This window comes from Klebsiella sp. TF21-TM (genome assembly GCF_019753495.1).
GTDB lineage: Bacteria > Pseudomonadota > Gammaproteobacteria > Enterobacterales > Enterobacteriaceae > Klebsiella > Klebsiella quasipneumoniae.
The window spans coordinates 1-16,999 of sequence record NZ_JAIJYL010000012.1 but is presented as its reverse complement, the minus strand read 5'-3'; the positions used below and the strand labels follow the sequence as shown (position 1 = coordinate 16,999).

The 16,999-nt window shown below is 58.4% G+C and carries 17 protein-coding genes and 2 tRNA genes; 9 read left to right on the top strand and 10 right to left on the bottom strand.

Annotation, left to right across the window (positions count from 1 at the left end; all coding sequences use genetic code 11):
• Positions 1-30 precede the first annotated feature (30 nt).
• The gene (epmB, locus tag K5R89_RS13285) at positions 31-1,059 is read right to left on the bottom strand and encodes an EF-P beta-lysylation protein EpmB (RefSeq protein ID WP_117145837.1); all 1,029 of its coding nucleotides are present in this window, start codon (positions 1,057-1,059) and stop codon (positions 31-33) included.
• A 41-nt stretch (positions 1,060-1,100) separates the two neighbouring features.
• Between epmB and efp the strand changes: the two genes are divergently transcribed.
• The 4 genes from efp to sugE all read left to right on the top strand — a co-directional run bounded on the left by efp (position 1,101) and on the right by sugE (position 2,637).
• A complete protein-coding gene (gene efp / locus K5R89_RS13280; protein ID WP_004206421.1) occupies positions 1,101-1,667 on the top strand; it encodes an elongation factor P in 567 nt (188 codons plus the stop codon).
• Between the two features lie 73 nt (positions 1,668-1,740).
• Positions 1,741-1,872, top strand: coding sequence for an entericidin A/B family lipoprotein (locus K5R89_RS13275; RefSeq protein ID WP_050533655.1), 132 nt, complete (start codon positions 1,741-1,743; stop codon positions 1,870-1,872).
• A 157-nt stretch (positions 1,873-2,029) separates the two neighbouring features.
• Positions 2,030-2,176, top strand: a complete 147-nt coding sequence (ecnB, locus tag K5R89_RS13270) for a lipoprotein toxin entericidin B (RefSeq protein ID WP_004206423.1) — start codon at positions 2,030-2,032, stop codon at positions 2,174-2,176.
• Positions 2,177-2,319: 143 nt separating this feature from the next.
• On the top strand, positions 2,320-2,637 hold the full coding sequence (gene sugE, locus K5R89_RS13265; protein ID WP_049013723.1) for a quaternary ammonium compound efflux SMR transporter SugE: 318 nt from the start codon (positions 2,320-2,322) through the stop codon (positions 2,635-2,637).
• Here the strand turns inward: sugE and K5R89_RS13260 are convergent.
• The 5 genes from K5R89_RS13260 to frdA all read right to left on the bottom strand — a co-directional run bounded on the left by K5R89_RS13260 (position 2,634) and on the right by frdA (position 6,574).
• Positions 2,634-3,167, bottom strand: a complete 534-nt coding sequence (locus K5R89_RS13260; RefSeq protein WP_049013722.1) for a lipocalin family protein — start codon at positions 3,165-3,167, stop codon at positions 2,634-2,636. The genes sugE and K5R89_RS13260 overlap by 4 nt on opposite strands.
• A gap of 113 nt (positions 3,168-3,280) precedes the next feature.
• Positions 3,281-3,640: a fumarate reductase subunit FrdD gene (frdD, locus tag K5R89_RS13255; RefSeq protein WP_002885526.1), complete on the bottom strand. Its 360-nt coding sequence runs from the start codon at positions 3,638-3,640 to the stop codon at positions 3,281-3,283.
• A 10-nt stretch (positions 3,641-3,650) separates the two neighbouring features.
• Positions 3,651-4,046, bottom strand: coding sequence for a fumarate reductase subunit FrdC (frdC, locus tag K5R89_RS13250; protein ID WP_002885530.1), 396 nt, complete (start codon positions 4,044-4,046; stop codon positions 3,651-3,653).
• A 10-nt stretch (positions 4,047-4,056) separates the two neighbouring features.
• Positions 4,057-4,791: a fumarate reductase iron-sulfur protein gene (gene frdB, locus K5R89_RS13245; protein WP_004177729.1), complete on the bottom strand. Its 735-nt coding sequence runs from the start codon at positions 4,789-4,791 to the stop codon at positions 4,057-4,059.
• Positions 4,784-6,574: a fumarate reductase (quinol) flavoprotein subunit gene (gene frdA / locus K5R89_RS13240; RefSeq protein ID WP_048296462.1), complete on the bottom strand. Its 1,791-nt coding sequence runs from the start codon at positions 6,572-6,574 to the stop codon at positions 4,784-4,786. Before frdA ends, frdB begins: the two co-directional genes overlap by 8 nt.
• A 274-nt stretch (positions 6,575-6,848) precedes the next feature.
• Here frdA and epmA point away from each other — a divergent pair, with 274 nt between their 5' ends.
• Entirely contained in the window at positions 6,849-7,826 is a 978-nt protein-coding gene (epmA, locus tag K5R89_RS13235) for an elongation factor P--(R)-beta-lysine ligase (protein WP_004206428.1), read from the top strand.
• A gap of 187 nt (positions 7,827-8,013) precedes the next feature.
• Positions 8,014-9,516, top strand: coding sequence for a glutamate/gamma-aminobutyrate family transporter YjeM (gene yjeM / locus K5R89_RS13230; protein WP_048336483.1), 1,503 nt, complete (start codon positions 8,014-8,016; stop codon positions 9,514-9,516).
• A 37-nt stretch (positions 9,517-9,553) separates the two neighbouring features.
• Here the strand turns inward: yjeM and mscM are convergent, their stop codons facing one another.
• The 3 genes from mscM to rsgA form a co-directional block, all read right to left on the bottom strand.
• Entirely contained in the window at positions 9,554-12,883 is a 3,330-nt protein-coding gene (mscM, locus tag K5R89_RS13225; protein ID WP_165458144.1) for a miniconductance mechanosensitive channel MscM, read from the bottom strand.
• Between the two features lie 23 nt (positions 12,884-12,906).
• Complete coding sequence (gene asd, locus K5R89_RS13220; protein WP_032454624.1) at positions 12,907-13,869, bottom strand: archaetidylserine decarboxylase; 963 nt, start codon at positions 13,867-13,869, stop codon at positions 12,907-12,909.
• Between the two features lie 138 nt (positions 13,870-14,007).
• Complete coding sequence (rsgA, locus tag K5R89_RS13215; RefSeq protein ID WP_023291707.1) at positions 14,008-15,069, bottom strand: small ribosomal subunit biogenesis GTPase RsgA; 1,062 nt, start codon at positions 15,067-15,069, stop codon at positions 14,008-14,010.
• Between the two features lie 94 nt (positions 15,070-15,163).
• Between rsgA and orn the strand changes: the two genes are divergently transcribed.
• Positions 15,164-15,709: an oligoribonuclease gene (orn, locus tag K5R89_RS13210; RefSeq protein WP_004206435.1), complete on the top strand. Its 546-nt coding sequence runs from the start codon at positions 15,164-15,166 to the stop codon at positions 15,707-15,709.
• Positions 15,710-15,752: 43 nt separating this feature from the next.
• Here orn and K5R89_RS13205 read toward each other — a convergent pair whose 3' ends face one another.
• Positions 15,753-16,484, bottom strand: a complete 732-nt coding sequence (locus K5R89_RS13205) for a transporter substrate-binding domain-containing protein (protein WP_086076015.1) — start codon at positions 16,482-16,484, stop codon at positions 15,753-15,755.
• Between the two features lie 294 nt (positions 16,485-16,778).
• Here K5R89_RS13205 and K5R89_RS13200 point away from each other — a divergent pair.
• Positions 16,779-16,854 (top strand) — tRNA-Gly (locus K5R89_RS13200).
• Between the two features lie 68 nt (positions 16,855-16,922).
• A tRNA-Gly gene (locus K5R89_RS13195) sits at positions 16,923-16,998 on the top strand.
• Position 16,999 lies beyond the last annotated feature (1 nt).

The window sequence follows — 16,999 nt, the reverse complement described above, 5'->3', positions numbered from 1 at the left end:
CAGCACGACCTGGCAGACAAGGGAGGGGAGCTAACGCTGCTTCAGTCCTAAATCCAGCGGCGTCTTGCTGGGTTCGCCGCCGATCTCTCGCGCCAGCTTCGGCACCATATAGCCGGAGATGAGGGTCAACAGTTCACGCATGATTTCACGGGCTTCATCATCGCTGACCATAAAGTGTGCCGCCCCTTGTACCCGGTCCAGCACGTGCAGGTAGTAGGGCATTACCCCGGCATTGAACAGCGCATTGCTGAGATCGGCCAGGGTTTGCGCGTTATCATTCACCCCGCGCAGCAGCACGCTCTGGTTAAGCAGCGTGACGCCCGCCTGACGCAGCATGGCCATCGCCGCGCGAAACTCGCCGTCAATTTCATTAGCGTGGTTGACGTGGTTAACCAGGATCACCTGCAGCGACGAACGGTGGAAGCGGCTGGTCAGCGTCTCGGTGATACGCGCCGGGATCACGATTGGCAAGCGGCTGTGAATACGCAGACGCTTAACGTGCGGAATGGCTTCCAGCTGGGTCATTAGCCAGTCAAGCTCATGGTCCTTCGCCATCAACGGGTCGCCGCCGGAGAAGATGATTTCATCAAGCTGCGGATGCTCAGCGATATAGTTCATTGCCGTCTGCCAGTTGCGCCTGGTGCCCTGATTTTCGGCATAAGGGAAGTGGCGGCGGAAGCAGTAACGGCAATTGACCGCGCAACCGCCTTTCACCAACAGCAGGGCCCGGTTGCGATATTTGTGCAACAGGCCGGGCACGACGCTGTGCTGTTCTTCCAGCGGATCGGTGGAGTAGCCGGGGGCGACGATAAACTCCTCTTCGGCGGTAAGTACCTGACGAAGCAGCGGATCGTCAGGGTTGCCTTTCTCCATTCGGGCAATAAACGCGCGCGGGACTCGCAGCGGGAACAGGCGTCTGGCCTCATGTCCGGCCAGCAGTTTTTCATCAGCGTCTACATTTAAAAGACGCAGCAGTTCATCAGGACTGGTCACAACATTGGCAAGTTGCGTTATCCAATCTTCTCTGGATGGGGTATTTAGGGTTACAATATGCGCCATTTTGTGGCTTAGCTACCAGTTAAACAATTTCAGAGGGCCTTATGGCGACTTACTATAGCAACGATTTTCGTGCTGGTCTTAAAATCATGTTAGATGGCGAACCTTATGCGGTAGAAGCCAGCGAATTCGTTAAACCAGGTAAAGGCCAGGCGTTTGCGCGCGTTAAGCTGCGCCGTCTGCTGACCGGCACCCGCGTTGAGAAAACCTTCAAATCTACTGATTCTGCAGAAGGCGCGGACGTTGTCGATATGAACCTGACTTACCTGTATAACGACGGTGAGTTCTGGCACTTCATGAACAACGAAACCTTCGAACAGCTGTCTGCTGATGCGAAAGCGATCGGTGACAATGCCAAATGGCTGCTGGATCAGGCTGAGTGCATCGTGACCCTGTGGAACGGCCAGCCGATCGCGGTCACCCCGCCGAACTTCGTTGAGCTGGAAATCGTTGAAACCGACCCAGGTCTGAAAGGCGACACCGCGGGTACCGGTGGTAAACCAGCGACCCTGTCTACTGGCGCTGTGGTTAAAGTGCCGCTGTTCGTCCAGATTGGCGAAGTGATTAAAGTGGATACTCGCTCTGGCGAATACGTATCCCGCGTGAAGTAATTTCACGTCATGATGACTGGCGCAGCCTCTGTGCTGCGCCGCTCTTTCTGTACTGGCACGACGAGCACGACACATGAAGCGCAGCGCAAAACTCCTGGCGTTACTGTTTCTGAGCAGCGCACTGCTGTCTGGCTGCAATACCGCCCGCGGTTTCGGTGAAGATATTCAGGGCCTGGGTCACGCCATCTCTCGCGCTGTAAGCTGACTTCATTCCGTTTCGCCTGCCGCGATCGCCTTCCGGTGCGCCTGCTTCCTTCACGAATACTCCTTTTCTCTTAAAAAACGCAAAGATCCCTTCATCTGTGGACGGTTTGTCTATGCTTATAGGGCATGAAAACAAAACTGACACTAAGGATGACATTATGGTGAAAAAAACGATTGCAGCGTTCTTTACGGTTTTGGTCCTCTCTTCAGCACTGACCGCTTGTAACACCACGCGCGGTGTGGGTCAGGATATTTCAGAGGGCGGCAGCGCAATCTCTGGCGCAGCAACCAAAGCTCAGCAATAACAGCCTTCGACGGTACGGTTTTGCGCCGTACCGTTCTTCACTTCCCCCATTCTGTTGGATATACTCACTACGACTTTTCATCCACCTTACGGGACGACCCGTAAGCGTTTCTCATCCGGGGACGGCCCCAGCAAAGGAGCCTTATGTCCTGGATAGTCTTATTTATCGCTGGCCTGCTGGAAGTGGTGTGGGCCGTCGGCCTGAAATATACCCATGGCTTTAGCCGCCTGGTTCCCAGCGTCATCACCATCGTCGCGATGGTCGTCAGCATGGCGCTGCTTTCATGGGCGATGAAAACCCTGCCGGTGGGTACCGCTTACGCCGTCTGGACGGGGATCGGCGCCGTGGGCGCCGCTGTGACCGGTATCGTACTGTTAGGTGAATCCGCCAGCGCTATGCGTATCGTCAGTCTTGTCTGCATCGTGGTCGGCATCATTGGCCTGAAGATCAGCGCGCACTAGTTGTAGCGCTGATTGACCCAGACCAGTTTGCTGATATCAAAACCCTGCCGGGTGGCAATATCCAGCATCTGCTGCCTGACTTCCGGGGCGATGGTGGGGGCTCGCGCCAGTAGCCAGAGATAGTCGCGGTCGGGGCCGCAGACCAGCGCGTACCGATACTCCTTATCCAGCGCAATGACGTTATAGCTGCCATAGAAGGGGCCGAAGAAGGAGATCTTCAGCGCGGCGCGGCTGGGTTCGCCGGTAAAATACGCCACCCCGTCCGTTTTCTGCCACATGTCGCGGTCGGGGTTATAGCCTTTATTGACCACGTCCAGACCGCCGTCATCGCGCGGCTGCCAGGCGATCGTGACCTTTTCAAGCCCGCTTTCAAAAGGATGGTCGAAGCGGGCGATTTCGTACCAGGTACCCAGATAGCGCTGAACGTCGAAGGGGGTGACCACGGTGACGCCCGGCGGCGGGGCAGGGGGGCTGCAGGCGACAGACAGGAACGAGACGGCGACCGCGGTGATTATCGGCAGGATACGCATGGTATGCTCCTTGCTGGCTTTTAAGCTAAGTGTAGAGTCCGGCAGGGCAAAGGCGGCAAGATTTTTCTATGAAGCGAGCCCGGTAGCAGAATTGCTGCCGGGCTCTTGCGGGATCAGATAAACAGTACGCCAACGAGAGTAATGACGCTGAGGATCGCCGCCAGACCGTAGAAGACCCATTTGCCGTTTGGCACATGGATTTTCAGGTCGTGCATGGCGTGGTGAATACGATGCAGCCCACACCACAGCGGCAGGACAATCATCAGAAAGATGAACGCGCGGCCGATAAAGCTTTGGGCAAAGGCCAGCACGCGCTCATAGCTGAAGGCGTCGGCGGGGGCGAGCCCCAGCGGCAGCAAAATGCCCACCAGCAGCACCATCACCGGCGCGACAATCGCGCCCCACATGCCGCCAGCGCCAAACAGCCCCCAGAAAACGGGTTCATCGGAACGTTTCGGATTGGGATTAATCATCTCAGCCTCCTTACCAGAACAGGGCGACAAACAGGATCACCACGGTGACCACCGCCGTCACCACCCAGAGACCTTTAATCACCGGCTCTGGCCCCATTTTTTCGCCTTTGATGATGACGTTGGCGGCTTTCGGCGCCAGCTCGAACCAGGTTTTGGTGTGCAGCAGCGCCGCCGCCAGGGTGATCAGATTGAGGATCACCACCACTGGATTTTGCAGGAATCCGATATATCCCGCCCAGCTTTCGGCGCCGTGCTTGAGGGCAAACAGCCCGTAAATCAGCACAATGCTAAACCAGACCGTCGGTACCGCCGTGCCTTCCCGCACCATGTAGAAGCGATAAAACGGCAGCTTTTTCCACCAGGTGGAGGTCATCGGCCGCACGTAGGGTTTGCGTTTCGTCGTCATAATGCACTCCTTAGCGTGGTTTCAGGGTGGCGATAAGAAAGTCTTTCGAACTTTCCACCTTGCCCTGCTGGATCGCGGCCGCCGGGTCGACGTGCTTCGGACACACTTCCGAGCAGTAGCCCACGAAAGTACAGGTCCAGACGCCGTTCTGGCCGTTAAGCTGCGCCATGCGTTCCTTTTTGCCGTGGTCGCGGCTGTCTTCGTTATAGCGGTGGGCGAGGGTGATCGCCGCCGGGCCGATAAACTCCGGATTCAGGCCGAACTGCGGACAGGCGGCATAGCACAGTCCGCAGTTGATACAGCCGGAGAACTGATGGTATTTGGCCATCTGGGCCGGCGTCTGCTTGTTTGGTCCCTGGTCCGGGGTGCGGTTATTGCCGATGATATACGGCTTAATGGCCTCCAGACTTTCGATAAAGTGGGTCATATCCACCACCAGATCGCGCTCGATCGGGAAGTTGGCCAGCGCTTCAACCTTGATGCCTTTGGTGTAATCCCGCAGGAAGGTTTTACAGGCCAGCTTCGGTACCTTATTGACCATCATGCCGCAGGAGCCGCAGATCGCCATCCGGCAGGACCAGCGGTAGCTCAGGTCGGGCGCCAGGTTGTCTTTAATGTAGCCCAGCGCGTCCAGCAGCGAGGTCTGCTCATCGTAAGGCACGTCATAGAACGCGCTGTGCGGTGCCGTGTCGACCTCCGGGTTGTAACGCACCACTTCGACTTTCAGGTTTTTCATCTCAGCCATGGGTGGTCTCCTTCTTCTCAGCCGCTTCCGCCTCAGCGCCATAAACACGTTTCGCCGGCGGCAGCGTGGTGATCTTCACATCGCCATATTCCAGGCGGGTGGCGCCATCAGCCTCGCGGAAGGCGAGCGTATGTTTGAGGAAGTTGACGTCGTCGCGTTCGGTACAGCCTTCATCCAGACGCTGGTGCGCACCGCGCGATTCTTTACGGGCGATGGCCGAGTGCGCCATACATTCGGCAACGTTTAAACCGTGTCCCAGCTCAATGGTGTAAAGCAGATCGGTGTTGAATACGCTGGAGTTGTCGGTAATGCGCACGCGCTTAAAGCGCTCCTGCAGCTCAGCCAGCTTGTCGATAGTTTTCTGCATCAGCTCTGGCGTCCGGTAGATGCCGCAGCCTTCCTCCATCGAGAGCCCCATTTCGTCGCGGATTTTCGCCCAGTTTTCGTTACCCTCCTGGTTGACGAGATCTTTCAGACGACGCTCCACATCTGCAGCCTGCGCATCGAGGGCGGAGCCGTTCGTCTCGCCCGCTTGCGCGGCGCGCTGCATGGCCTGTTCCCCGGCCAGGCGGCCGAAGACCACCAGCTCGGCCAGCGAGTTGGAGCCCAGGCGGTTGGCGCCGTGCAGACCAACGGACGAGCATTCGCCCACGGCAAACAGCCCTTTGATGCGGGTTTCGCACTGTTGATCGGTTTCGATGCCGCCCATGGTGTAGTGCGCGGTCGGGCGTACCGGAATCGGTTCTTTCACCGGGTCGACGCCGACGTAGGCTTTCGCCAGCTCACAGATAAACGGCAGGCGCTCCAGCAGCTTTTTCTCGCCGAGGTGGCGCAGATCGAGGTAGACCACGTCGCCGCGCGGCGTGGGAATGGTGTTCCCTTTCCGCCATTCGTGCCAGAAGGCCTGGGACACTTTGTCGCGTGGGCCCAGCTCCATATATTTGTTCTTCGGTTCGCCGAGCGGGGTTTCCGGGCCCATGCCGTAATCCTGCAGATAGCGATAGCCGTTTTTGTTGACCAGAATCCCGCCTTCACCGCGGCAGCCTTCGGTCATCAGGATCCCGGAGCCCGGCAGGCCGGTCGGGTGATACTGCACGAATTCCATATCGCGCAGCGGCACGCCGTGGCCCAGCGCCATACCCATCCCGTCACCGGTAACGATGCCGCCGTTGGTGTTGTAGCGATAGACGCGTCCGGCGCCGCCGGTGGCCAGCACCACCGCGTTGGCGCGGATCTGCACCAGCGTGCCTTCCATCATATTCATCGCCACCAGGCCGCGGGCCTGGCCGTCATCGACCAGCAGATCAAGGACGAAATGTTCATCAAAGCGTTGAATTTGGGGAAACTGAAGGGAGGTCTGGAAGAGGGTATGCAGCATGTGGAAGCCGGTTTTATCGGCGGCAAACCAGGTACGTTCGATCTTCATGCCACCGAAGCGCCGGACGTTAACGCTGCCGTCAGGGCGGCGGCTCCACGGGCATCCCCACTGTTCCAGCTGGGTCATTTCCGTCGGGCAGTGGTGAACGAAATAGTCGACGACATCCTGCTCGCACAGCCAGTCGCCTCCGGCGACGGTGTCGTGAAAATGGTACTCAAAGCTATCGTGATCCTGGGCAACGGCTGCGGACCCCCCTTCTGCAGCGACCGTATGGCTGCGCATCGGATAGACTTTAGAAATCAGGGCGATTTTGGCATTGGGGTTGGCCTGGGCGGCGGCGATAGCGGCGCGAAGGCCTGCCCCGCCGGCGCCAATTACGGCGAGATCGGCTTGAAAAGTGTGCACGACATTCCTCCAGTTTTAGTGTATTTCGCCGCCGGGCTGGCGAAAAAGTATCACTGCTCCTTTATAGGTACAGGAGTATAGCCGTAGGGTCAGTATGGAAAATTGACGTGTTCGATTTTTTTATCGATATGTGCGGTTATTTATCAGTGATATTTATGCATTTAGGTTAACGATAGATTAATGGCATGTAATCTGCCGGGGATTGCACAAAATTTGTTTCACTCGCCGGTTGCGAGTAGACTTCGTGCCCTTGTTTGCAATCGGAGAAAGTACCATGAGCGAGACGGCAACCTGGCAGCCGAGCGCACCCATTCCCAATCTGTTGAAACGCGCGGCGGTGATGGCGGAAATCCGCCGGTTCTTTACCGATCGCGGCGTGCTGGAGGTGGAGACGCCTTGCATGAGTCAGGCGACGGTAACGGATATCCATTTGTTCCCGTTTGAAACCCGTTTCGTCGGCCCGGGCCACTCACAGGGACTCAATCTGTACCTGATGACCAGTCCGGAATACCATATGAAGCGCCTGCTGGCGGCGGGCTGCGGCCCGGTTTTCCAGCTGTGCCGCAGCTTCCGTAATGAAGAGATGGGGCGGCATCACAATCCGGAATTCACCATGCTGGAGTGGTATCGTCCGTGCTATGACATGTATCGTCTGATCAACGAGGTGGACGATCTGCTGCAGCAGGTGCTGGAGTGCCAGCCGGCGGAAAGCCTCTCCTATCAGCAGGCGTTCCAGCGTCATCTGGATATTGACCCGCTCTCTGCCGATAAGGCGCAGCTGCGCGAAGTCGCGGCGAAGCTGGATCTGAGCAATATCGCCGATACTGAAGAAGATCGCGACACGCTGCTGCAACTGCTGTTCACCATGGGCGTGGAGCCGCACATCGGCAAAGATCGGCCGACGTTCATTTATCATTTCCCGGCGACTCAGGCCTCTTTAGCGCAGATCAGCCCGGAAGATCATCGGGTCGCTGAGCGCTTCGAGGTCTATTACAAAGGAATTGAGCTGGCGAATGGTTTCCACGAGCTGACCGACGCCCATGAGCAGCGCCTGCGCTTTGAGCAGGACAATCGCAAGCGGGCCGCGCGCGGCCTCCCGCAGCAGCCCATCGATAACAACCTGCTGGCGGCGCTGGAGGCAGGTCTGCCGGACTGCTCCGGCGTGGCATTGGGCGTTGATCGCGTGGTGATGCTGGCGCTGGGCGCTGAAAGCATCGGCGAAGTGATCGCCTTTACGGTCGACCGCGCCTGATGGCGCTGTCACCTCCCGCCGCCTGCGGGCGAGGGAGGTGACAGGCCTCTCCTGACCTATACCTCGCACGGTATCCCGGCATTCGCCCGAATACCCACAATCTCTCTCCGTGCTTTTGCTACTATCCGCGCTCTTTTTATGAGACCAGGCGTTGCCCGTCGGGCGATGCTCACGTTTGGATAGGTTTATGCATCAACAACTCAAGAAGATGAGCCTGATTGGGCTGATTCTGATGATCTTCACCTCGGTGTTTGGCTTTGCCAACAGCCCGTCGGCGTTTTATCTGATGGGCTACAGCGCTATGCCGTTTTATCTTTTTTCCGCACTCTTTTTCTTCATTCCGTTTGCGCTGATGATGGCGGAGATGGGCTCAGCCTTTCGTCGGGAAGAGGGCGGCATTTACTCCTGGATGAACCACAGCGTCGGGCCGCGCTTTGCGTTTATTGGCACCTTTATGTGGTTTGCGTCGTACATCGTCTGGATGGTGAGTACCGCGGCTAAGATCTGGGTGCCGCTATCTACCTTTTTGTTTGGCGCCGACAAAACCCAAAGCTGGGCGCTGGGTAGCCTGACCCCGACGCAGACGGTGGGCATTCTGGCGGCCTGCTGGATGGTCGTCGTGACCTTTATTGCCGTCAAAGGGATCAATAAAATCGCCAGGATCACCGCCGTCGGCGGTATCGCGGTGATGGGGCTTAATCTGGTGCTGCTGCTGGTGAGCGGGGCGATCCTGCTGCTCAACGGCGGCCATTTCGCCCAACCGTTAAACTTCGCCCTTTCGCCTAATCCGGGCTATCAGTCGGGCATGGCAATGCTGTCATTTGTGGTATTTGCCATCTTCGCCTATGGCGGAATTGAGGCAGTCGGCGGCTTAGTGGATAAAACCGATAAACCGGAAAAGAACTTTGCCAAAGGGATTATTATCGCGGCGATCGTGATCTCGGTTGGTTATTCGCTGGCGATTGTGCTGTGGGGCGTGAGCGCCAACTGGCAGCAGGTGCTCGGTGCGCGTTCAACTAACCTCGGCAACATCACCTATGTGCTGATGACCAGCCTCGGGAACACGCTCGGCCAGGCTCTGCACATGACGCCAGAGGCGGCAGCCCTCACCGGGATCTGGTTCGCCCGTATTACCGGGCTGTCGATGTTTCTCGCCTATACCGGCGCGTTTTTCACTCTCAGCTATTCGCCCCTGAAAGCGATTATCCAGGGCACGCCAAAAGCGCTCTGGCCATCGGTGATGACCCGTCTCAACGTTAATGGTATGCCCGCCGCGGCGATGTGGCTGCAGTGTTTGCTGGTCGGGGTGTTTATTGTCATGGTGTCGTTCGGTGGGGACAGCGCTTCCGCGTTTTATAACAAACTGACGCTGATGGCCAATGTCTCCATGACTTTGCCTTACCTGTTCCTGACCATCGCCTTCCCGTTCTTCAAGTCAAAAGCGCATCTCGATCGGCCGTTCGTGATTTTCAAAAACCGCCAGTCGACGCTGCTGGCGACCGGCGTGGTGCTACTGGTGGTGACCTTCGCCAATATCTTCACCATTATTCAGCCGGTCATCGACAGCGGGGACTGGAACAGCACGCTGTGGATGGTCGGTGGGCCGATCTTCTTCTCGCTGCTGGCGTTGGCCATTTACGAAAGCTACCGTCGGCGCCTGGCGTCCGGTGTGCTGGTAATGGAGAGCTAGAAAGTCTGCCCGGCGCCGCCGCCGGGCAGGGTATGGCCTACAGGCTGCCAGCCGTACGTCGGCTGGTTTTCCCGGCCGAGGTCATGGCTTTACTGCTTTGCCTGCCGTCGATACTTTCCAGCCGCATCTGGAATGGAGGGAACGGCATATCAATGCCATGCTCGCGGAAGCCCGCCAGGATCAGCTGATGCATCTCATGGCGTAGCGGCATGCGGTGCCCCATCTCGGCGGCAAAAATACGCAGCTCGAAAATCTGGATCCCCTGCTGCAGGTCGACGAGAAACGCCTCCGGCGCCGGGGTATCGATGACCAGCGAACAGCGATGCGCCGCGGCGATGAGGATCTTGGTCACCTCTTCGGTATCGGCGTCCACCGGAGCCGGCACCGTCAACACCACGCGGGTGACCGAGTCCGACAGCGACCAGTTGATAAACTGTTCGGTGATGAACGCCTTGTTCGGCACGATAATCTCTTTCCGGTCCCAGTCGCTGATGGTGGTGGCGCGGGTATTGATGCGGGTGACGCTGCCCGTCAGGTCGCGGATGGTGACCGTATCGCCGATGCGGATCGGCTTTTCAAACAGGATAATCAGGCCGGAGATAAAGTTAGCGAAGATCTCCTGCAGGCCAAACCCGAGACCCACACCCAGCGCGGCGACCAGCCACTGCAGCTTCGACCACTCAATGCCAATCATCGAGAAGCCCACCAGCCCACCGATCAGCATCAGCAAATACTTGGTGATGGTGGTGATGGCGTAGCCGGTGCCGGGCGTTAAATCGAGGTGCTGGAGGATCGCCAGCTCCAGCAGCGCCGGCAGGTTGCGCACCAGCTGAGTGGTGATGATCAGCACCAGAATGGCAATCAGCACCGCGCCAAGGGTGATGGGCTCGAGGCTTTCCACCCCCTGCACCGTCGAGGTGACGTCCCACAGCGAGATATTCTCGAGGAAGCCAAACGCCGAGTGAATTTCCGACCACAGCACGATGACTGACAGCAGCGCGATCAGCATCAGCAGGGAGCGCACGAGACGCAGCGACTGGGTACTGATGGCATCGAGATCGACCTCGCTGACCTCCGTCTCCACCGACCCTTCCGGGCTGCTGACGTGAACAGGCTCATCTTCGCCGCGGGCGCGCTGGGCGAGAATTTCCGCGCGACGATGGCGGGCCCGGTCGAAGGCCAGTCGGCGCCGCTGGATCAGCATCCAGCGGCGGATAATGTGATAGACCACCAGCAGCAGGAACCAGATGGCGACGGAGGTTTCCAGACGCGCCAGCAGCGCCTGAGCGGTGGCGAGGTAGCCGACGGCGGCCGCCAGCATGGCCACCAGCGGGGCGCCAAGCATCAGGTTCCACAGCAGGCGGTTCACCATGTTGTCGCCATTCCCCTCTTTATCCAGGTAGAGCGGGATGCCGGCATGCTTAAGGCTGAGGGTGACCACCGCCAGCGCGCCACAGATCAGCAGGAAGCACAGGCGGCCCAGCGAGGCGGAGAACTCGCGGTCGTTAAGATTATCGAACATGATCAGCGCCATTATCAGCGGCACAATCAGTCCGATGCTCATCAGGTAGTAGCGCATCGCTTTCGCCACGCGGTTACGTGGCCAGCCGAAGTGGGCGATAAACAGCCCGTTTGGCCGGGCGAAGGTGGCGCAGATCATCACCACCCACAGCAGAGGCACCGTCGCGGTGACCCCATCGCCAATCGCCACCGCCAGCGGGAAGGGCCAGGCGGACTGCAGACCATAGCCGAGCGTCATCCACAGCACCGGCAGCGGCGAAGCCACCAGTATCGACCAGAAGACCGTGCGCAGCGTCAGCCAGAAGTGATCCTGGGTGACTTTCCCCACCCGAGCGCTGGAGCGCTCAAGGAAGCGGGTGAAATGGCGCCGGGAGCTGATGCTGAAGCCAACCAGCAGCAGGGCGGCAAACAGCGGTAGCAGGGTCTCTTTGCTGGTGAGCATCATCGCGCTGGCTTTACCCAGCTCGCTGATGGTATCCAGGGAGATCAGGCGCCGCAGATCCTGGACGATCTCCAGCGGCCAGGAGAAGCCGATGGGGCTGACGTCCGAAGTCCAGAACAGATAGCGGTGGGTGGCTTCGTTGATCTCCTTCAGCGCGTCTTCCAGCTGGCCGTTGGCGACCTTCAGCTTGGTGAGCTCCAGCATCAGAGTATCGCCGCCGCGCAGCAGCGAGTTCAGCAGCTCGTTCTGCGTGCGTAGCTGCGCCTGCAGGATCTTGTTCTGCTCGCTGGTCAGCGGTTCGCCGTCGGCCTGGCGGATCTGCCGCAGCTGCGGCTGCTTACTGAGTAAATCCTCAAAGCGCAGACGCTGCACGCGCAGCTGCGCCATTTCCGTATCCAGCTGCTGCGGGCGAGGGCGCTCCGGCAGCCGCGCCACCTGGGCGCGCAGGGCTTCGCCCAGCAGATTAGAGGAGCCCAGCCACTGCGACTGCTCGCGCAGGGTGTTTAACGCCTGGCGCACCTGCAGCGTTTGATTCGTCGCCTGCCGCTGCTGGGACGCCACCAGATCCATACGCTGCGCCTGCTGGTTCAGCGCCTGGGAGAGTTCGCGGTTGACTTTAAACTGGGCGGTGATGTCCGGCGGCAGGTTTTCACTGTTCTCCGCCAGCAGTTCGGTACTCTCCAGCGCTTTTTCCGCCTCCCGCTGGCGCTGGCTGTTCTGCAGATTACGCAGCGCCTGCAGATAGGCATCCAGCTGCTCGCTCTGCTTTTGCGCCAGTTCAGAACGGGCGCGCGACAGCTCCTGGCGGTTATTGGCGGAAAGCTGGGCGAGGTCGAGCTCATCCACCAGCGCCTTCAGGCGCGCCGATTCCGCCTGCAGGGCAAGATTTTGCGCCTGGGCGAGAGCATTGTTGCCGGTTTGCGTGCCGATGCGGCGCTCAACCTCATTGAGCTGACGCCGGGCGTCGGTTTGCTGCTGCGGCAGCTGGTTCAGGGAGTCGGCGATTTCACGCGCGCGATCCTGCTCCTGCTGCGCCTGACGGCTTGACTCCAGCAGCTGGCTGCTGACCTGGAGGATCTCCTGGTTCAGCGCATCGGCGGTCAGGCCGACTGGCACCTGGCGCGGCTCTTCGCTCAGATTGTTGAGCTGGGCACGCAGGCTTTGAAACAGTTTGGGGAAATTGTCGATAACGTCCTGATACTGACGGGCGCGCTCGAGAGACGATTTTCGCTCCTCAAGCGCGTTCAGGGCGGACTGCAGAACTTCAACGGTTTCAGGCTGGGCGGGCTTTGCCGCCTTCGCCTGTTCCAGTTCCTGGGTTATCTGTTTAGCATCCGGGGCTGTCGCAGCGTACGCCCCGAAACTGAGGCTCAAGGCCAACAGGAAAGTGTATATCAGGCGCACGGCATAACCCTTTTGCTGAAGAATTAACCTTGGTCTTGTTTATCGTCAACCAGCGGGCTGGCGCGATGTTCGGCGCGGATCTCTTCTTCCGGTAACGGCGCCGGTTCAGCGGCGGTGGTTACTTCCACCGTTGTCGCCAGCGGTTGGCCGATTTTAGTCACGGACAGGCTTTGCAGCGTGTCGACCAGCTTCACCTGGCCCGGGGCAAACAGGTTGATCACGGTGGAGCCCAGTTTGAAGCGGCCCATCTCCTGGCCTTTCAGCAGGGCGACGGAGCCTTCGCTGTCGCCAGCGGGCCAGGTCCAGCGTTTAATAATGCCTTCGCGCGGCGGGGTTACGGTGCCGGACCACACGGTCTCGATGCTGCCGACGATAGTCGCGCCCACCAGAATTTGCGCCATCGGGCCAAACTCAGTATCAAACAGGCAGATGACGCGCTCGTTACGGGCGAACAGGTTCGGCACGTTCTGCGCCGTCAGATGGTTAACGGAGAACAGGTCGCCAGGAACGTAGATCATTTCGCGCAGGATACCGTTGCACGGCATGTGCACGCGGTGATAGTCGCGCGGCGACAGATAGGTGGTGGCGAAGCTGCCGTTACGGAACAGGTCGGCCATCTGGTAGTTGCCGGCCAGCAAGGCTTCCAGGCTGTAGTCGTGGCCCTTGGCCTGCAGAATTTTATCGTTCTCAATGGCACCAAGCTGGCTGATCACGCCGTCGGCCGGCATCACCAGTACGTTAGGATCGGTATTCAGCGGGCGAACGTCGTCGCGCAGCGGGCGCACAAAGAAATCGTTGAAGGTGCGATAGGCCGCGGTATCCGGCTTCTGCGCCTCTTTCATATCGACCTTGTAGTATTTCACGAACAGATCGATGACCAGCTTCGTCAGCCAACCTGCGCGTTTGCTCGCACCCCAGCCTGCGAGGCGGGTGAGCCACAGTTTAGGCAGAATGTATTGCAGTGAAAGTTTAAGATCGTTTAACAAAGTAGCCTCCAGGCCATGATATGTCGTTCCTGACCCCGCCAGCGGGCGGGGACCTGAAAAAAGGGGACGATTCTATACGTAAAACTCGCCAAATGGCATCCGCGTAAGCCGCGCCTGACGTGACGCTCAGCTTAATGGTCAGTCATCGGTCGAGGAAAAGTTTTTACGCGTTTTTACCTGTACCTGCGCCATGCTTTCCAGGATGCGGTGGTAGTTCTCGAAACGGCTTTCGGCGATTTTGCCGCTCTCTACCGCTTCGCGAAGCGCACAGCCAGGATCGGTATCGTGTTTACAGTCGCGATATTTGCAACGGCCTAAATAATCATGGAATTCGACAAAGCCGTTGGTGATTTGTTCCGCTTCCAGATGCCACAGGCCGAACTCACGTACCCCCGGTGAATCAATCACATCGCCACCGTGCGGGAAGTGGTAGAGGCGCGCCGCGGTGGTGGTGTGCTGGCCTAAGCCGGAAACGTCCGAGACATCATTGGTGAGGATCTGATCCTCATTCAGCCCCAGCAGGGCGTTCAGCAGGCTTGATTTACCCACCCCGGACTGCCCGGCGAAGATGCTGATGCGGTCGGTCAGGGCCGCTTCCAGCGGCTTGAGGCCGTCCTGAGTACGGCTGGAGACCAGCAGTACGCGGTAACCGATGTTGCGGTAGATGTCCATTTGCTCATTGACGAAGCGCAGGCCATCGTCATCCAGCAGATCGATTTTGTTCAGGACGATTAACGGCTCGATATCCTGCGCCTCGCAGGCCACCAGATAGCGATCGATAATATTCAGCGACAGCTCAGGCAGGATCGCGGAAACCACCACGATCTGGTCGATATTGGCGGCGATAGGCTTCACGCCGTCGTAAAAATCCGGGCGCGTCAGGACGGAGGCGCGATCGTGAACCGCTTCGACGATCCCTTTGACGCTTACGCCGTCGGCGGCGTCTTTACCCGGCCGCCAGACCACGCGGTCGCCGGTGACCAGCGAACGGATCGTCCGGCGGATATTGCAGCGATGCACGCTGCCGTCAGCGGATTCGACGTCGGCATGCATGCCAAAGCGACTGATGACAATGCCTTCCGACGTGTCGCCAAACAGGTTGTCATCGTAGTCGGCCTTCTCCGCAGTGGTTTTCAGACGGCGCTGGTGGTTGGCTTTGACGCGGCGCTGCTGGCCTTTGGAGAGTTTATTTTTACTCAATCGAACTGGCTCCTGGTCGCCCTGATGGGGCAAAACCTCTATGATACACGCTATTTTAGATGAATATAGTCACGCAAGAAGGGTGGAAAATAGCATGAGTGCAAATGAAAACAACCTCATTTGGATCGATCTTGAGATGACAGGGCTGGATCCGGAGCGCGATCGCATTATTGAAATCGCCACCCTGGTGACCGATGCCAACCTGAACATTCTGGCCGAGGGGCCGACCATCGCGGTGCATCAATCGGATGCCCAGCTGGCGCTGATGGACGAGTGGAATGTGCGGACGCATACCGGCAGCGGGCTGGTGGATCGCGTGAAGGCCAGCGCCGTCAGCGAGCACGACGCCGAACTGGCGACCATTGAGTTTCTTAAGCAGTGGGTGCCGGCGGGCAAGTCGCCGATCTGCGGCAACAGCATCGGCCAGGATCGTCGCTTCCTGTTTAAGTACATGCCGCAACTGGAAGCCTATTTCCACTATCGCTATCTGGACGTTAGCACGCTGAAAGAGCTGGCGCGTCGCTGGAAGCCGGAAATTCTCGACGGCTTTAAAAAGCAGGGTACCCATCAGGCGATGGACGATATCCGCGAGTCAGTCGCCGAGCTGGCTTACTACCGCGAGCATTTCATTAAGCTGTAAACCGCGACCGGGCCCTGTGCGCGGCCCGGTACACCTTTCTGCGTTATTTAAACCACTTCTGCTGCATCTGCTGGAAGTCAGGCGTCGCCATGACCGCGGTCAGGGCATCGTTGATCGCATTCAGCAGCTCCGGATCGTCTTTGCGCACCGCAATTGCATACTGCTTACCGTAATAAACCGGGTCGGTGGCCCGTTCATCCATGATGGCGTAGTCAGGGTTCTCCTGCTGCCAGGCGTCGAGGGTGGCGAAGTCGCCCATGACGCCGGTTATTTGCCCGGCCTTCAGCGCGGCCAGGGCGCTGGCGACGTCGTCGTAAGGAACAGCCTGTACGGCTTTCTGTTTATCACGCAGATAGTGTTGATGCAGTGTGCCTTTCACCACGCCGACTTTTTTGGCTTTCAGGTCGGCAAAGGTATGGGCGACATCTTTGTTGACGATCACCACCCCGGAGAGCGCCTGGCGATAGGGACGGCTGAAGGCGACCTGCTTCTCACGCATCGGGATCACTTCCATGCCGGCAATCACCGCGTCAAATTTCTTGAAGCGTAAAGCCGGGATCAGCGTATCGAAACGCTGCGCCGTGAACTGGCACTGCGCCTGCATCTGCTGGCACAGGGCCTGGGCAAGATCGATATCGAAGCCGACAGGCTGATTTTTGCCGTTGGCGGTGACAAACGGCGGATTGGCCGTGCTGGTGCCAAAATGGAGCGTCTCGGCTGACGCGGTTCCGATGGCCAGCGTGCTCAGCAGCAGGACGGTGAGGACTTTTCTCATGCTAATTCCCTGTTTGGCGGCGTGGTGGCCTCGTTTTACGTCGCGCCACCGCTGTATGATGCGAGCGATTTTGCGTCATTCAGGCGGGCGGAAAAAGCGATTTTGCCCGAAATGACGCTTATTTATACAATTCAGCGGCGTAGGTGGCGAGAAAATATCCATTTAAACAAAAAACGCAAAAAAGTGATGAACAGGGGGTTGCAGGGGCATCGAATTCTCGTATAATGCGCCTCCCGTAACGACGCAGAAATGCAAATTACGACGCCATCGAAATATGGCAAAAAATGCAGTAACGCGGGAATAGCTCAGTTGGTAGAGCACGACCTTGCCAAGGTCGGGGTCGCGAGTTCGAGTCTCGTTTCCCGCTCCAAAATTTGAAAGCACCATCCTGATCAAAGGATTTCATCTCGCAGATGCGGGGCGAAAGCCAAAGATTAAGCGGGAATAGCTCAGTTGGTAGAGCACGACCTTGCCAAGGTCGGGGTCGCGAGTTCGAGTCTCGTTTCCCGCTCCAA

What these genes read in the sequence shown, in the direction of transcription:
- sugE (WP_049013723.1), top strand. Translation starts at nt 2,320, where the DNA reads ATGTCCTGGATAGTCTTATTTATCGCTGGCCTGCTGGAAGTGGTGTGG.
- frdC (WP_002885530.1), bottom strand. Translation starts at nt 4,046, where the DNA reads ATGACGACGAAACGCAAACCCTACGTGCGGCCGATGACCTCCACCTGG.
- frdD (WP_002885526.1), bottom strand. Translation starts at nt 3,640, where the DNA reads ATGATTAATCCCAATCCGAAACGTTCCGATGAACCCGTTTTCTGGGGG.
- orn (WP_004206435.1), top strand. Translation starts at nt 15,164, where the DNA reads ATGAGTGCAAATGAAAACAACCTCATTTGGATCGATCTTGAGATGACA.
- frdB (WP_004177729.1), bottom strand. Translation starts at nt 4,791, where the DNA reads ATGGCTGAGATGAAAAACCTGAAAGTCGAAGTGGTGCGTTACAACCCG.
- efp (WP_004206421.1), top strand. Translation starts at nt 1,101, where the DNA reads ATGGCGACTTACTATAGCAACGATTTTCGTGCTGGTCTTAAAATCATG.
- K5R89_RS13275 (WP_050533655.1), top strand. Translation starts at nt 1,741, where the DNA reads ATGAAGCGCAGCGCAAAACTCCTGGCGTTACTGTTTCTGAGCAGCGCA.
- K5R89_RS13205 (WP_086076015.1), bottom strand. Translation starts at nt 16,484, where the DNA reads ATGAGAAAAGTCCTCACCGTCCTGCTGCTGAGCACGCTGGCCATCGGA.
- yjeM (WP_048336483.1), top strand. Translation starts at nt 8,014, where the DNA reads ATGCATCAACAACTCAAGAAGATGAGCCTGATTGGGCTGATTCTGATG.
- K5R89_RS13260 (WP_049013722.1), bottom strand. Translation starts at nt 3,167, where the DNA reads ATGCGTATCCTGCCGATAATCACCGCGGTCGCCGTCTCGTTCCTGTCT.
- epmB (WP_117145837.1), bottom strand. Translation starts at nt 1,059, where the DNA reads ATGGCGCATATTGTAACCCTAAATACCCCATCCAGAGAAGATTGGATA.
- epmA (WP_004206428.1), top strand. Translation starts at nt 6,849, where the DNA reads ATGAGCGAGACGGCAACCTGGCAGCCGAGCGCACCCATTCCCAATCTG.
- ecnB (WP_004206423.1), top strand. Translation starts at nt 2,030, where the DNA reads ATGGTGAAAAAAACGATTGCAGCGTTCTTTACGGTTTTGGTCCTCTCT.